General features: G+C 65.2%; 18 protein-coding genes. 3 read left to right on the forward strand and 15 right to left on the reverse strand.

Translation table 11 applies throughout. The features are described 5' to 3' along the window. The coding region (locus B4920_RS22475; protein ID WP_139379511.1) for an NAD(P)(+) transhydrogenase (Re/Si-specific) subunit beta at positions 1–246 on the forward strand (246 nt) is incomplete at its 5' end. Between the two features lie 138 nt (positions 247–384). On the opposite strand, the gene B4920_RS22480 is transcribed toward B4920_RS22475, so the two are convergent. The 5 genes from B4920_RS22480 to moaC all read right to left on the reverse strand — a co-directional run bounded on the left by B4920_RS22480 (position 385) and on the right by moaC (position 3,858). Then, positions 385–837, reverse strand: coding sequence for a histidine phosphatase family protein (locus B4920_RS22480; protein ID WP_079436921.1), 453 nt, complete (start codon positions 835–837; stop codon positions 385–387). A gap of 71 nt (positions 838–908) precedes the next feature. Further along, positions 909–2,414 (reverse strand): CYTH and CHAD domain-containing protein, encoded by a 1,506-nt coding sequence (locus B4920_RS22485; RefSeq protein WP_079436922.1) that lies wholly within the window; start codon positions 2,412–2,414, stop codon positions 909–911. Positions 2,415–2,579: 165 nt separating this feature from the next. Continuing rightward, entirely contained in the window at positions 2,580–2,897 is a 318-nt protein-coding gene (soxZ, locus tag B4920_RS22490; RefSeq protein ID WP_079436923.1) for a thiosulfate oxidation carrier complex protein SoxZ, read from the reverse strand. Positions 2,898–2,910: 13 nt separating this feature from the next. Next, on the reverse strand, positions 2,911–3,375 hold the full coding sequence (soxY, locus tag B4920_RS22495; protein ID WP_079436924.1) for a thiosulfate oxidation carrier protein SoxY: 465 nt from the start codon (positions 3,373–3,375) through the stop codon (positions 2,911–2,913). Between the two features lie 3 nt (positions 3,376–3,378). Then, positions 3,379–3,858: a cyclic pyranopterin monophosphate synthase MoaC gene (moaC, locus tag B4920_RS22500; protein WP_079436925.1), complete on the reverse strand. Its 480-nt coding sequence runs from the start codon at positions 3,856–3,858 to the stop codon at positions 3,379–3,381. Positions 3,859–3,899: 41 nt separating this feature from the next. Between moaC and B4920_RS22505 the strand changes: the two genes are divergently transcribed. Then, positions 3,900–5,339, forward strand: coding sequence for a M48 family metallopeptidase (locus tag B4920_RS22505; protein WP_088179531.1), 1,440 nt, complete (start codon positions 3,900–3,902; stop codon positions 5,337–5,339). Between the two features lie 13 nt (positions 5,340–5,352). Here the strand turns inward: B4920_RS22505 and B4920_RS22510 are convergent, their stop codons facing one another. The 7 genes from B4920_RS22510 to B4920_RS22540 are packed head-to-tail and all read right to left on the reverse strand — an operon-like array spanning position 5,353 to position 9,771. Next, positions 5,353–5,985, reverse strand: coding sequence for a hypothetical protein (locus tag B4920_RS22510; RefSeq protein ID WP_079436927.1), 633 nt, complete (start codon positions 5,983–5,985; stop codon positions 5,353–5,355). Then, the gene (locus tag B4920_RS22515; RefSeq protein ID WP_079436928.1) at positions 5,978–6,538 is read right to left on the reverse strand and encodes an ATP/GTP-binding protein; all 561 of its coding nucleotides are present in this window, start codon (positions 6,536–6,538) and stop codon (positions 5,978–5,980) included. Before B4920_RS22515 ends, B4920_RS22510 begins: the two co-directional genes overlap by 8 nt. Continuing rightward, positions 6,528–7,661, reverse strand: coding sequence for a hypothetical protein (locus tag B4920_RS22520; RefSeq protein WP_079436929.1), 1,134 nt, complete (start codon positions 7,659–7,661; stop codon positions 6,528–6,530). Before B4920_RS22520 ends, B4920_RS22515 begins: the two co-directional genes overlap by 11 nt. A 32-nt stretch (positions 7,662–7,693) precedes the next feature. Further along, the gene (locus B4920_RS22525) at positions 7,694–8,185 is read right to left on the reverse strand and encodes a hypothetical protein (protein WP_079436930.1); all 492 of its coding nucleotides are present in this window, start codon (positions 8,183–8,185) and stop codon (positions 7,694–7,696) included. Continuing rightward, positions 8,182–8,928, reverse strand: a complete 747-nt coding sequence (locus B4920_RS22530; protein ID WP_079436931.1) for a phosphate/phosphite/phosphonate ABC transporter substrate-binding protein — start codon at positions 8,926–8,928, stop codon at positions 8,182–8,184. Before B4920_RS22530 ends, B4920_RS22525 begins: the two co-directional genes overlap by 4 nt. Continuing rightward, positions 8,925–9,404 carry a PAS domain-containing protein gene (locus B4920_RS22535; protein ID WP_079436932.1) on the reverse strand — a complete coding sequence of 160 codons (480 nt, stop codon included), beginning with the start codon at positions 9,402–9,404 and terminating at the stop codon, positions 8,925–8,927. The genes B4920_RS22530 and B4920_RS22535 overlap by 4 nt, the downstream gene beginning before the upstream one ends. Positions 9,405–9,417: 13 nt before the next feature. Beyond that, positions 9,418–9,771, reverse strand: coding sequence for a roadblock/LC7 domain-containing protein (locus B4920_RS22540; RefSeq protein WP_216819993.1), 354 nt, complete (start codon positions 9,769–9,771; stop codon positions 9,418–9,420). Positions 9,772–10,019: 248 nt separating this feature from the next. Here B4920_RS22540 and B4920_RS22545 point away from each other — a divergent pair, with 248 nt between their 5' ends. Beyond that, a complete protein-coding gene (locus tag B4920_RS22545) occupies positions 10,020–10,250 on the forward strand; it encodes a sulfurtransferase TusA family protein (RefSeq protein WP_079436934.1) in 231 nt (76 codons plus the stop codon). 76 nt (positions 10,251–10,326) lie between these two features. Here the strand turns inward: B4920_RS22545 and B4920_RS22550 are convergent, their stop codons facing one another. The 3 genes from B4920_RS22550 to B4920_RS22560 all read right to left on the reverse strand — a co-directional run bounded on the left by B4920_RS22550 (position 10,327) and on the right by B4920_RS22560 (position 14,137). Then, positions 10,327–13,173 (reverse strand): valine--tRNA ligase, encoded by a 2,847-nt coding sequence (locus B4920_RS22550; RefSeq protein ID WP_079436935.1) that lies wholly within the window; start codon positions 13,171–13,173, stop codon positions 10,327–10,329. Positions 13,174–13,262: 89 nt separating this feature from the next. Continuing rightward, a complete protein-coding gene (locus B4920_RS22555) occupies positions 13,263–13,706 on the reverse strand; it encodes a hypothetical protein (RefSeq protein WP_079436936.1) in 444 nt (147 codons plus the stop codon). Further along, entirely contained in the window at positions 13,703–14,137 is a 435-nt protein-coding gene (locus B4920_RS22560; RefSeq protein ID WP_079436937.1) for a DNA polymerase III subunit chi, read from the reverse strand. Before B4920_RS22560 ends, B4920_RS22555 begins: the two co-directional genes overlap by 4 nt.

Consider the following 14,137-nt stretch of genomic DNA (forward strand, 5'->3'; position numbering starts at 1 on the left):
GTGATCGGCGCCAACGACGTGGTCAATCCGTCGGCTCGCACCGACAAGTCCAGCCCGATCTTCGGCATGCCGATCCTCAACGCGGATCTCGCCCAGAACGTCATCGTCGTCAAGCGTGGCAAGGGCACCGGTTACTCGGGCATCGAGAACGCGCTGTTCTACAAGGACAACACCCGTCTGCTGTACGGCTCGGCCCAGCAGGCCATCGGTGAGGTCATCCAGCACGTCAAGGCGCTGTCGGTGTAGGGCGGCGCTGCACTTCCACGGGCGAATTCATTCGCCCATCCGGGCTTGCGCAACTCGGGGCGCACAGACCAGAGCCGTGCATCAAAAAAGGGCCACCGGATTTTCCGGTGGCCCTTTCAATTGCGTCTGGCCCGTCTTCTAAACCAGATCGGCTGGCATCACGGTGCGTAGCACGGTCTGGGTTTCACCTTCGCGGACGCGGTTGGTGAACCACCACAGGGCGCCTTTCTTGATCGTCCAGTCCGCTTCATGGCCGGACAGCAGCAGGGAGGCCAGGCGTCCGAGTTCCGGTTGGTGGCCGACGACCAGTACCGAGCCGCCGCCATCGGGCCAGCCGCAGGCGGCGAGAATGCCGGAAATGTCGTTTCCCGGTGCCAGGGCGGGGACGATCTCGAAGTCCTTGGTGAAGGCGCTAGCCGTCTGGCGGGTGCGCGTGGTCGGGCTGACCAGCACGCGCAGTTTCTTGGGGCGCCGGCTTTCCAGCCATTCGGCCACCTTGTGGGCCTGGCGCAGGCCACGCTCGGTCAGTTCGCGGGTGCTGTCCGGCAGGCCGTCCACGGCTTCTGCGTGGCGCCACAGCAGCAAATCCATTTTTGTTGTCTCCTCACTCCTCGAAAGAGGGCGGGAGTCTGCCGCCGGCAGGTTACCGGAAGATGAAATCATCATCGTCTCCACGGGGCCTTGCCCCACAGGATGGGCTCGAGGGCGGGCAGTACGCTCTTGCGCAGGCGGGCGATCCGCGGTGCGTGCCAGCCGGCGACGAAGGCGGCGCCGCTGCGCAGCTCCGGATCCTTGCCGGCCCAGCTCTTCAGGCGGCTGCGGGCAACCGCTTCATCGTTGAGATAACCGAGGGTTTCCTGGACCTCGGCGATCTCGTTGGCGTAACGCACGGTGGCCTTTTCCGGCAGCAGGGGCAGCAGGAACTCGATGGCGTAGCGCAGGCGCTTGAGGGACACCCGCAGCTCGTGGAGTTTTTCCGGGTGTAGTTCCGAGGCGGCGACGTAGCGCTTGCGGGCCCGTTTGCGCAGCTGGCTCAGTTGCAGGCGGGCGAAAGTGGTGAGATTGGCGGATTTGACCAGGGCGTCGCTTTCCAGCGCATAAAGGTCGGCCGCGAGTGCCAGCATCTGACGACCGTGGCTGGCTGCCAGTAGTTGTTCGCGGGCTGCGGTCTTCTCCCTGTCGCGGCGGTCCACGGCCATGGCGATGAGGCGCTGTGTCGCCTCGTCGGCGAGCCCGGATTCGGCCACCGGGCTGAGCACTTCGGCGAGCATCACGTCGAGGTCGCGGGCCGCGCCGAGCCCATCGGCTGCATCCTTGAGCCCGTCGGACCAGCGCTGCACGAAGTCGCCCGGCAGGGCCGGGCCAAACAGACGCAGGGCCGAGCGCAGGCGGCGCAGAGCCACCCGCAGCTGGTGGATGAACTCCGGGTCGTCGCTTTCCCGGGCGCCGGATTCGTTGGCCTGCCATAGGGCCAGACAGTCGAAGGCGATGATCCGGAAGGCGTCCACCGGAGACTGTTCGGCACTCAGCCGCGAAGGCTTGGCCTTGGCGGGGCGCAGTGCGTGATTGGAGTACAGGCGATAGCCGCGCTCGGCCTTGCTGACGTTCTCCGGCGTGAGGGGCAGGGTTTCGGCCAATTGCAGCGCGAGGGCATACAGTTCGCGCGGATCGCCTTCCACCAGTTCCAGTTCGAGCTCACACAGGGGCTTGCTGCGTTCGGCCGCCTCGATGTTGCCGCTGTCGATCATCGCCAGCACCTTGACGCCTTCGCGCGGTGTGAGAATGCAGGTCTCGCGCTTGAAGTGGGTGGTGAACACGGGGATCAGGCGCGGGTGGAGGGCCTCGAGGCGGGCACGGACGTCGTCACGATCGACGGCGGAAAAGTCGAAGCTGCCATTGGCATAAGGCTGTTCCCATTCCGGCCGGCTGGACAGGCCGCCGAGGGATTCAGCGGCACATTTCACCGTCTGCAGCCAGTGGTTGCCGGCCTTGCGGGTGCGGACCGCCATGCGGCGTTCGCGCAGCTCCAGTTCGGGGGTGTCGAAATAGGTGTTTTCGAGGGTGACGCTGCGGCCGTCGCGAGGGGCATCGGCGATCAGTGGATGGCGACGCAAGGCCGCCAGGGATTTTTGAGGGAAGGTGAGCTTGAGTTCGATTTCGTTGCTCATGGCGGGCCGTTGGCAAAAAGGAGCGTGCTGCGGGAAAGCACTTCAAGAGAGCGCTGAGCCGGTCTGAAATGCGCCGACTGGGATCCGGGGCATTCTAGCCCTGCGTCGTTGGCCTGTCTTGTGCGGGCAGATGACAGTGGGTGGTCCCACCGTCGGCTGGCGGCGTCAGCTGGCGTCGAACACGGCCTCGGCGCTACCGCGTTGTCCGCGGTTGTCGAGCCACGCGACCCCGACCTTGTCGCCGGCCCTGACATCCTGAAGCTGGAAGGCGAACAGGGGGTTGGCCGACACGGCGCTACCCAGCCCGCCTTCGAGCACCGGCCGGCCGTTGAGGCTCAGTGTGATGGCAGTGATGTAGTGGGCTGCAATGGTCTGTCCTGCCGGGTCGTGGCGCAGGCCTGATTCCATCGGATGGGGAATCAGCAGGCGGACTTCGCCGTCGTTGCCTTTCAGCGTCGCGCGGATCTTGATCGAATCTGCCATGGGGTGTCCTCGCTCATGCTCCGCAGCCGCCAACGGTGACCTTCACATCCCGGAAGACGGTGTAGAACCGGCCGCCGGCAGAGGCGACCAGGCGCAGGCGGGAGCTCTCGGCCATCTTGATACGGGTCTGGAGGCGCGGCATGACTTCCGGGCCAAAATTGAACTGGGCGACCAGCGGGAACGGGTTCTTGTCCACCAGCACGGCCAGCCGCGTGGTGCCTGGAATGGCACTGATGACTTCGATCGGGACGGCTGCGCCGTTTTCGGCAATTTCCGGCGCCTTGATCGTCAGCGCGGCATTCTGCTCCGCGCCACCCGCGCCGATGAGACGCAGGGCTTCGAGGGCTGCCCGGGCCTCGAAGGCGGCCCGTCCGCCTTCTGCAGCGAGTGCTCCACGGGGCTGTAACAGGCCTGTGCCGATGAGTGGCGCCAGCACCGTAGCGGAGCCGAAGGCCTGCAGAAATGCGCGCCGACGCATGGTTCAGTCTCCGGCCTTCCAGTGCCCCGACTTGCCGCCTTCCTTCTCCAGCAGGCGGATGCCCTCCATGGTCATACCCTTGTCCACGGCTTTGCACATGTCGTAAATGGTGAGCAGGCCGACTTGTACCGCGGTGAGGGCCTCCATTTCCACTCCGGTGCGGCCGACCGTTTCGGTAGTGACGGTGCAGCGGATGGTGTCCTGGCCTTCTGTCACGAAGTCGGCGGTGACGCGGGTCAGCGGAATGGGGTGGCACAGGGGAATCAGCTCGGCGGTGCGCTTGGCGCCCTGGATGGCCGCAATGCGTGCGATGCCGATTACGTCGCCCTTCTTGTTGTCGCCCGCGAGAACCCTGGTCAGCGTGGCGGGCTGCATCACGATTCGCCCTTCCGCACGGGCAACCCGGCGGGTTTCGGATTTGGCAGAGACATCCACCATATGGGCCTGGCCGTGGGCGTCGAAATGGGTGAAAGCGTCGCTCATGGGGCGGGGAACTGGTTGAGGTGGGCAGGTATCATAGCACCGTGAAAAATCGACTGATCGCTGCCCTCCTGTGCGTGGCCATGATGCCGCGCGGCTTTGCCCAGAACCTGCCGGAACTCGGCGACAGTTCCGCGAGTGACCTTTCACCCGTGGCGGAACAGCGTATCGGCGCGCAGATCATGCGCGAGATCCGCTGGCGGGATCCTGGCTACCTGCAGGACGCCGAGATCGAGGACTATCTTAACAATCTCGGTGACCGGCTGGTGGCCGCGGGGGCCGGGGCCGGCTTGCCTTTCGAGTTCTTCGGCGTGAATGACCCTTCGCTCAATGCGTTCGCCATGCCTGGCGGCAAGATCGGCGTGCATACCGGGCTGGTGGTGGCGGCGCAGAGCGAGTCCGAACTGGCTGGCGTGCTGTCCCACGAAATCGCCCACGTCACCCAGCACCATATCGCGCGCATGGTGGGCAAACAGAGCCAGACGGGCATCCTGATGCTGGCTTCCCTGCTGGTGGCGGTGCTGGCGGCCAAGTCCAGTTCCCAGGTCAGCCAGGCAGCGATCATGGCGGGCCAGGCGGCAGGGCTCAGCAGCCAGCTCTCGTATTCGCGGGATTTCGAAAGCGAGGCCGACCGGCTCGGCGTGCAGAACCTGGCGGCGGCTGGATTCGATGTACGGGGCATGCCGAGTTTCTTTGAACGCCTGCAGAAGAACAGCCGGCTTTACGAGAACAGTGCGCCGGCTTATCTGCGCACCCATCCCCTGACCTCCGACCGGATCACCGAGATGGAGGGGCGGGTGATGCAGATGCCGTATCGTCAGGTGCCGGATTCCCTCGATTTTCAACTGGTCCGGGCCAAACTGAAGATCGGTGGACAGGTACGCCGCGAGCACATCGAGGAACTGGAGCGGGCGGGGCGGGCGGCGTCCCTGTCAGTGCCGACCCAATATGAGCTGACGCGGGCCTACCTGGCGGCCAAGCGCCTGCAGGAAGCCGACAAGGCGATGGCCGAACTGCGCAAACGTCGCGCGGTGTCGCCGATGATCGATGGGCTGGAGGCCGATCTGCGCCTTGCTCATGGTGATCCGGCCGGGGCCGCGAGGATTTTCCGCGAGGCGCGCGCGCGTTTTCCCCAGTCGCTGCGCCTGCTCTATGGAGAGCTGGGCGCGCTGGTCGATAGCGGACGGAATGCGGAGGCTCTTGATCTGGCCAAGGCCGAGGTACAGACCCGCCCGAGCAATGCGACGTTGTGGGAGTTGCGTGCCCGCGCCGAGTCGGCGCTGGGCCGGCGTTTGGCCCAGCATCGTTCCCTCGGCGAAGTCTATGCGATCCAGGGCAACTATGCGGCGTCAGCCGAGCAGCTCACGATGGCCCAGGCGGCGACCGATGGTGATTTCTTTGAGCATTCGGCAGTGGACTCCCGCCTGCGCGAGGTGCGTGCGCTGCTGGCGGAGCAAATGAAAGAGCGACGCGAGCAACGCTGACGGGAGGCCGGCTTCAGATCTGACCGTAGCGCGTATACAGCGCCCACACCAGCTCGGCAAAGGCGCGCTGGTTGAAGCGCGGCCGTCCGCTGACTGCCAGTACCAGCCGCGTGCGGCCCACGTGCATCGGCCAGAAGCTGAGGCCGCTGACTCCTGCCGCATCCACGTTGCCCCAGCCGTCGAGCAGGTGGGCCCCCAACTGTGCCAGTGGTGCCGCTTGTCGTTCGGCGACCGAGAGGATGTCGGCACCGACGGCTGCCAGTGCGTCGCCGACGTCGGCCGTGTAGCCGGTGACCGCCATGCAGAAGCCTTGGTGGTCGGCCAGCAGGGCCTGGCCACTGTCGCTGAGGACGGCAAGATATTGGGGCAGGGTGGTCCCGAGTGCGCCGCCCGGCGCACTGCGCGGTGCAGGCCAAGCCTCCAGACTGGCGTCGTCCTGCAGTGACAGGAGGGCTTCCAGCGCTTTTTCCGGCGATGCTTCCCCGCTCCATGCGATGGCAGCTTCTGCGCTCAGCAGAGGGCTCTGGCTCTCCTGCAGGATCTTCCGCAGGATGCGCCGCCGGGCGTTGTCATCCGCTCGGGCAACGGCCTGCCAGGCGCCGTAGGGTGTGACGGCGAGATGGGAGTCAGGGATGATTTCAAGCATCGCTCAATCCGGGATTGAGCGTGAAGAGGAGCGCCTTCACCAGCATCGCCACGTCTTCCCGGCTGCGGGCGTCGACGCGGAAGACGGCCGGTACGGGGGCGTGACCGAGTTCGGCGAGTCGGCTCCGGTAGGCGTCCAGGCCGGGCGCTGGCGCCCGGTCCATGTGGGTGACGCCGATGGTGACGGCGGTGCCGGCGATGAAGTTCGAGAAAGCCGACAGGTAGTTCTCGAGGTCTGTCAGCGGTTCGGGCTGGGCATTGTTGATCAGCAGGATCAGGCCGATTCCGCCGTTGCTGAGGATCTCCCACATGAAGTTGAAGCGCTCCTGGCCCGGTGTCCCATACAGCATCACCTTCTCGCCGTCGGGCAGGTTGAGCACGCCGTAGTCCATGGCGACGGTGGTGGTCTTCTTGATGCCGGCAATGTCGTCGGTGGCCAGGGCCTCCGTGCTGACCGGCAGGATGTCGCTCAGGGCGTTGATGGCGGTGCTTTTGCCGGCGCCGACGGTGCCGGAGAAGATGATCTTGTTGTGGCGGACGCGTTCAGACAGCATCGAGAAGTTTCCTCAGAATGCGGGACAGGATGGATGGGCGTTGGGGAGGGAGGGACGGCGGCACGTCGCTGACCGGCACGATCATGGCCGGTAGAACCGCTGCAGGTTCCGCCTGGAACAGTCCGGCGAAATGGGCCGACGCATACACCGAGAACACGTAGCGCTGGGGAATGCCGAGCCGCCGGGCGATTTCAACCGGGCTGGCCCATTCGCGGGTCCATAGGGACACGATCCGCAGCGCGTGCGGCGCAGCCCAGGCCCGTGTGAAGTTGGGCCAGGCGCGAAGACGCGCCGGGCGGTAGGGGTCGATGCCGGCCGGCAGACGACCGCGCGCAGCCCAGGCCGCGGTGTTCCACAGAAAATCCTCCGCTGCATGAATGGAGTCGCCGCTGCCCGACGTGCTGAAGGTGAGCGCATTGACGACACGGGCCGTGGCATCGGGGAGCTGGGCCATAGAAAAGGGTCGCAACTGTGTGTCGCGGAAACCGGTGACGCAGATTGGCTGTGGCAGGGGATGGACGCCGATCAGGCGCGGCAGGCCTGAAACCACGTGGGGACGGCCCGTTTTCAGGGCTTCGTCCAGGGCTCGGGCCAGATGCCCAACCAGGTAGTGGGTGGGCTCGAAGAAGAGCTTGCCGGGGAGCGGTGGGCCGGGGACGAGGGGGATGTCCTCCTGGGTGCCACAGAGGTCCGGTTCCTCGTCCCCAGTCCGCGGGCGAAGTTCGCTGAGCTCGGGGATCACCACGTTCGCCGAGGCGACTGCCAGGGGCGCGCGGCTGAGTACGGCCGCCTGGCTCAGCGCGCCGGGCAGCACATCCAGGTTGAGCGGTTTGCCGAGGGTCAGGTGATGGGGAAAACGGGTTTGCAGGCCCTCGGGGCGGAAGGCATAGCCGACGACGCCGATCTGTGGCCGGCCGGCGAGTCGGCTCAGGGCTTCGTCGATACCCGGCCGATCATGATCGACGAGGGCGACATGCGCTTCATCGAGGGATGAGGTGAGGCGAATGCTCTGCTTCCAGTGCCGCTCGATGGACAGCCCGATCAGGCGGGTGTCCATGCTGCCGATATGCAGCAGGAAAACGGCGGTCGGGGCCGGAACTGGGACGGTCGAAGGGCGGCTCATGGCATTGATGCAGGGCAGGGATCCAGGAGAACTCAGGGTGCGTGGGATGTGCCGGGAGGTGTGAGGCGGTATGTTGCCGGGCGGAGGAAGGTACGGTTCCCTTCCACCGGTCTTGCCAGCACGACGCCGCGCAGGGCGAGTTGGGGATCGTGGCGATCGACGCCGCGGTGCAGGCGGGCGTGCAGGTAAATATCCAGGTTGTGTTGCTCCAGGGCCGTGTGATGCTGGCGGAGCATGCGAGTCCGCAGATCGAGCCCGCAGGCACCCAGGGCGATCCACAGATCCACGACCGCCGCGGCAGTCTGTGGGGAATTGTCCAGCGCGTGCCAGACGGAAATCCTCTGCATGTGGGCGTGCAGATTGCCCGGGTGGCGTCCGATCTCGGCGGCCAGCAGCGTGGCGGTCGCCGGTGAGCGCCAGACCGCCGCGATGTCCAGCGTGCGGACGGGCAGCCCGAAGTCCGCCGGCGGGCTTGGGGTGCGGATCCGTCCGGGGTCGTGGGGGGCGGTGATGAAGGTGCTCACTGGGTCAGGGTGGAAATGATGTCGATCATGAATTCGACGTCCTCCTGTTCCACGGCTTGCCAGCGGGTGGCGCCGAGGGCCGACAGGAGGTCTTGCCCTTTCTCCGTCTCGTGCATGGACAGCAGGATGCGCACGAAGTCGTCGGCCCGGGCGTGCAGGTCGCGGCCGAGCAGGAACACATGGTGGATGACCTGGATGTCGCTGGTCACCAGGACCTTCAGCTCCCGCCGGACGAGAGAGGACAGGCCCCGATAGGCGCCTACCGGCAGGAAGCCCACGTCAGCCTGGCCGCGCAGGACGTCCTTGGCGACCTGGATGTAGGTGCCCCTCTGCTGTTCGACGGTGTTGTCTGCGCCCAGATTGGCGGGTTCGAGCAGGATGCGGCCGATCGTGTTGACGCAGGGGTCGTTGGCGCAGGCGATGCGGGTGCCCGGCGGGAGGTCGTCGATGGCTAGGGCCGGGTGTCCCTGTGCGCTGACGATGACCATTTCGTCAGGGGCGCCGTCAGGCCGTGCAATGGCACGAAAGCCCTTCTCCCGGACCAGCAGGGAGGCGTCGAAGGGATTGGCATGGATCAGGTCCACCTGCCCGGCTTCGATTGCTGCCCGCTGTGCATCGAAACCGTCATGCAGTTCCAGATGAATCGGAATCGACAGGGAGCGCTGCAGCCAGGTGTTGAAGATATACCAGTCGGAGATGCGCTCGGCCGGAAAGCTGGGGCTGACGGTGAAATTGAAGCTCATGACCGGATCCACTCCTTGTAGGAGGCTTCTGCCTGGGCCACTCTTTCGCGGGACGGTTCCCGCCTGACCGAGGTGTAGCCGACGATGCGTCCGTCCCGAATATTGGGGACCACGGTGGCGAACACCCAGTAATGGCCGCCGTCCTTACGGAGATTCTTGACGTAACCATGCCACTGGCGCCCGGCCTGGACGGTCTCCCACAGATCGCGGAATGCCACAGAGGGCATGTCGGGGTGGCGTAGCAGGCAGTGGGGCTGGCCGATCAACTCGCCGCGTTCGTAACCCGACATGTCCACGAAGGACTGGTTGCATTGGGTGATGATGCCGCGGGTGTCCGTGCGTGACACGATCAGCCTGCCTTTGGGGTAAGGCGTTTCGATGTGGGTCACGAAGACCCGGCGGCGGTTGCCGTCGGCGTAGTCCAGGCGATGCTCGATGGCGCCGCCTGCGTTGGGGGGAGGAGGCATGTCGAGCATCGCGGGCTCCTTGTCAGCCGAGGATGCCGCCGATCGCGTCGGCCGCGCGGCGTACATCGAGGAATACCAGCCCCAGTTTGGCGCTGGGCTTGGCCATGACGGTCAGCACCGCGTCGGTGCCGGCCTGGACCATCAGTACGTACCCTTTTGCACCCTTGATCAGTACCTGTTCGAGGTTGCCGCGGGCGAGCTCTCTTGCGGTGCGATCTCCCAGGGACAGCATGGCTGCGCTCATGGCGCCGACCCGGTCCTCATCCACCGTGTTGGGCAGCAAGGCCGCCATCATCAGCCCGTCGGAGGAAATGATGGCCGAGGCCTCGATATCCGCTGAGCTTCCGTTCAGATCATTGAGTACGGTTTGAAGCATGTCGGATCGCATGTTGCATCACTTTCGAAGTCGATTGTCCTGTAGAACCCTGGCGGAACGTCAGATACCAGGTGGGTGTTCCCCATTTATTTCTGCGGCATTTTGTTTTGTTTGAATGTCATTATTCCATATGTTCTGAGGGTATTTAAGGGTGTCGTCACGGCAAGCTGTCGATATCGGGCTGGGAGGCGCGTGCCCTCGCGTTAAAATGCGGGCTTGATTGCCTCAGCAAGCGATGGAGCTAGACGATGGATTTCGATAAGGAAGTGGATGCCCGCGGGCTCAATTGCCCGTTGCCGATCCTGCGCGCCAAGAAGGGATTGGCCGAATTGCAGGCCGGGCAGGTGATGCGCGTGCTGGCGACCGACCCGGGGTCGGTCAAGGACTTCGCGGCCTTTGCCCGCCAGACGGGCAATGAACTGGTCGGGCAGCAGGAGTTGCCCGATGGAGCCTTTGAGTTCTTCCTTCGCCGCAAGTAGGAAGGAAAGGACAAAAAATGGCCACGCATCGCGTGGCCATTTTTTTGGCGGTGGCGCCGCGTGGGCGCCCGGACGGTCAGTGACCGGCCAGCTTGGCCAGCTGGGGCTTCAGCTTGTCGACGGTGGCGGTGAAGTTGGCCAGGCGTTCCTTCTCCTGGGCCACGACCGCAGCCGGGGCGCGGGCCACGAAGCTCTCGTTGGACAGCTTGGCGTTGGCCTTGGTGATCTCGCCTTCGAGGCGGGCGATCTCCTTGGACACGCGCTCACGCTCGGCGGCGATGTCGATTTCCACCTTGAGCATCAGGCGCTGTTCGCCCACCACTGCCACAGGGGCAAGCTCCTCGCTGCCGATCTCGTCCACCACCTGCACTTCCGACAGCTTGGCAAGGCCGGCGATGTAGGGGGCGAACTTGCTCAGACGCTCGGCATTGCCGGTGGCCACCAGCGGCAGGCGCTGTGCCGGGGAGATGTTCATCTCGCCACGCAGGTTGCGGCAGGCATAGATCAGGCCCTTGAGTTCGGCAACGTCGGCTTCGCTCTTCTCGTCGAGCTTGCCCAGGTCGGCCTCGGGGTAGCGGGCCAGGCACAGGCTGTCGCTGTCCTTGCGGCCGGCCAGCGGGGCAACGGTCTGCCACAGCTCTTCGGTGACGAAGGGGATCAGCGGGTGGGCTAGGCGCAGCACAGTCTCCAGAACGCGGATCAGTGTGCGGCGGGTGCCGCGCTGGGTGGCCTCGTCGCCGGTCTGGATCTGCACCTTGGCAAGTTCGAGGTACCAGTCGCAGTACTCGTCCCAGATGAACTCGTAGACAGCTTTGGAGACAAGGTCGAAGCGGTACTCACCGAAGTGGTTGGCGACTTCTTGCTCCAGGCGCTGCAGGCGGCTGACGATCCAGCGGTCCACGAACGAGAACGCCAGCGGGGCGCTGCCACCGCAGCTGGGGCCGTCCTGCTTGTGCTCGAGGCCGAGGTCGTGGCCCTGGACGTTCATCAGCACGAAGCGGGTGGCGTTCCACAGCTTGTTGCAGAAGTTGCGGTAGCCCTCGCAACGGCTCATGTCGAACTTGATGTCGCGGCCAGGGCTGGCGAGGCTGGCGAACGTAAAGCGCAGTGCGTCGGTGCCGAAGGCCGGAATGCCTTCCGGGAATTCCTTGCGAGTCTTCTTCTCTATGCTGGCGGCCTGCTTGGGGTTCATCAGGCCGGTGGTACGCTTGGCGACCAGCGCATCGATGCCGATGCCGTCGATCAGGTCGATCGGGTCGAGCACGTTGCCCTTCGACTTGGACATCTTCTGGCCTTCGCCATCGCGGATCAGGCCGTGCACGTACACGTGCTTGAACGGGATCTTGCCGGTGATGTGCTTGGTCATCATGACCATGCGTGCCACCCAGAAGAAGATGATGTCGAAGCCGGTGACGAGCACCGTGGACGGCAGGTAGAGGTCCAGCGCGTCGTTGGACTTGGCGGGCCACTCGGACGTCCAGTCGAGGGTCGAGAACGGCCACAGGGCGGACGAGTACCAGGTGTCGAGCACGTCCGGATCGCGGGTCAGCGGGCCGGGGTAGCCGGCCTTGTCGGCAAGCTGGCGGGCTTCTTCCTCGCTGTGGGCGACGAAGCATTCGCCGTCGATGCCGTACCACGCGGGAATCTGGTGGCCCCACCACAGCTGGCGGGAAATACACCAGTCCTGAATGTTGTTGAGCCACTGGTTGTAGGTGTTGACCCAGTTGCCGGGGACGAACTCGATCTCGCCGGAGCTGACGACTTCCAGCGCCTTCTCGGTGATCGACTTGCCGTCTTCGCCCGGCTTGGACATGGCGACGAACCACTGGTCGGTGAGCATCGGCTCGATGACCACGCCGGTACGGTCGCCGCGGGGAACCTGCAGCTTGTGGGGCTTGGTGTCCACCAGCACGCCGGCGGCGTCCAGGTCGGCCACGATGGCCTTGCGCGCGTCGAAGCGGTCGAGGCCCTGGTACTTGGCCGGGGCGTGCTCGTTGATCTTGGCGTCCAGCGTCAGGATGCTGATCTGGGCGAGCTTGTGGCGCTGGCCGACGGCATAGTCGTTGAAGTCGTGGGCCGGGGTGACCTTGACCACGCCGGTGCCGAACTCGCGGTCCACGTAGTCGTCGGCGATGATCGGGATGTCGCGCTCGCACAGGGGCAGGCGGACGGTCTTGCCGATCAGGTGGGCGTAGCGCTCGTCTTCAGGGTGCACCATGACGGCCACGTCGCCGAGCATGGTCTCGGGACGGGTGGTGGCGACGGTCAGGCCGGTGAGTTCGCCGATCTGGCCTTCGCTGAACGGGTAGTGGATGTGCCACATGAAGCCGTCTTCCTCTTCCTGGACCACTTCCAGGTCGGAGACGGCAGTGTGCAGCTTGGGATCCCAGTTGACCAGGCGCTTGCCGCGGTAGATCAGGCCTTCGTTGTAGAGGCGCACGAAGGTTTCGGTGACGACCTTGTTGAGGCCGGCATCCATCGTGAAGCGCTCACGGCTCCAGTCCGGGCTGGTGCCCAGGCGGCGCATCTGCTTGGTGATGGTGCCGCCGGAGTATTCCTTCCACTCCCAGACCTTCTCGAGGAACTTCTCGCGGCCGAGGTCGTGGCGGGAGATGCCCTGGGCATCGAGCTGGCGTTCGACGACGATCTGCGTGGCGATGCCGGCGTGGTCGGTGCCCGGCTGCCACAGGGTGTTCCAGCCGCGCATGCGGTGGTAGCGCGTCAGCGCATCCATGATCGTCTGGTTGAAGCCGTGACCCATGTGCAGGGTGCCGGTGACGTTGGGCGGCGGCAGCAGGATGCAGAAGGATTGTTCGGCAGGCTTGCTGCGATCGAGGCCGGCGGCGAAGTAGCCGCTGGCTTCCCAGTGTTCATACCAGCGGCGTTCAATCTCCGCCGGCTCGAAACTCTTGGCCAGTTCCATGGGGTCTGTCTTTTAAGGCAAAACGCGAATTATAGCGGATGCGCCGGGCTCGACCGCCGGCGACCGCAGATGTGCATGACGGCTCGGCCTTACTCGGCGTCGTCGAGGGTGTCGGCGATCTCGGCCGACAGGATGGGGAGGAGGGTTGCGCGAAGATGCGCGGCGGCGGCTTCGCGCAGCCGTTCGGCAAGATCGTCCAGCTCGCGGGAAACCAGTTGGGGCAGTTCGTTGTTGACCCATTCCTCGATGTGGCGGCTGATTGCCGTATCGAGGGCGACGAGGCGTTCGGCCAGATGATCCGTCGATTGCACCACCGGGGCTGACAGCACGGCGATCGACTCAGGGGTGAGTTCGTCGTTGATGGGTTCGAGAATGATCGGAGTCGAGGAATCGCCGATGTAGGGCTCGATGCGCTCTTCCACCACGTCGGTGAGAACGGGCAGGTCGTCGCCCTCATCCAGTTCGTCGAGCGGCGCAGTGACGTCTTCCTCGTCCAGGGAAATTTCCAAGTCTGGTTTGCGGGTCTGGTTCATTCGCCGCTCCGTTGGGCGAGGTCGTGGGCACTGAGGGTGTAGCCGCGATCCTTGTAGCTGCGGTAACGGCGGCGGGCGGCCTGTCGCTCTGGCTCGCTGGGGCCGACGATTTCAAGCACCAACTGGAAGCGGTCGAGTGCGGCGGGCAACTCGTCACCCAGGTTGACCAGCACTTCATCGTGCGGCAGCACGTCCAGTGTGTTGCCGATGACGACCGGCGTTTCCGCGGCGAGCGGCGAACCAGCCGCTACATGGGGCACGAAGGCGAGGGGCTGGAAGCCCCACAGCATCTGGTCGAAATGGCGTGCGGTACCGTTGTCCGGCGCGAAGACCGAGATCTTGTGCCCCCGTGCGCTGGCCTTGGCGGTCAGCACGCAGGCCACCCGCAGCCGGTCGGGGGCGTTGTGGTAAAAGCGGATCTCGTTGGTCAC

The organism is Zoogloea sp. LCSB751, from assembly GCF_002028455.1.
GTDB lineage: Bacteria > Pseudomonadota > Gammaproteobacteria > Burkholderiales > Rhodocyclaceae > Zoogloea.